The following is a 376-nucleotide window of genomic DNA, read 5'->3' on the forward strand; positions in this document are numbered from 1 at the left end:
AAGTTCCGTGTGGGACACTATGCCCTACACAACACCGTATCAATGAGAGTGCTGTCCTGACATTGGTTTCCGACACGCTCCGGGCTATCGCTGAATATTCGAGAAATGACCGGACGGAATTTATTCACACTGTTCAGGAGACGCAGGTTGCTCAACAGAGTGCCGATATATCGAAAAAGCGCAGGCGTTTGGCTGCTGCCCAAAAGAGAGCCGGAGAACTGGAAAAACTGATTTGCAAAATCTATGAGGACAATGCCCTCGGCAAGCTGCCGGATGCACGATATAGGGCGCTTGATGCACAGTATGCCAAAGAGCAGGACGCACTTGAGATTGAAATTGCGGAGCTGGAAAAGGCTGTTACCGGCTATGAGCAGAG

General features: G+C 50.5%; 1 pseudogene. It reads left to right on the forward strand.

The features are described from left to right. Positions 1–376: pseudogene (locus G5B06_RS18670) on the forward strand (DNA recombinase); the annotation flags it as partial.

This window comes from Blautia luti, assembly GCF_013304735.1.
Taxonomy (GTDB): Bacteria; Bacillota; Clostridia; order Lachnospirales; family Lachnospiraceae; genus Blautia_A.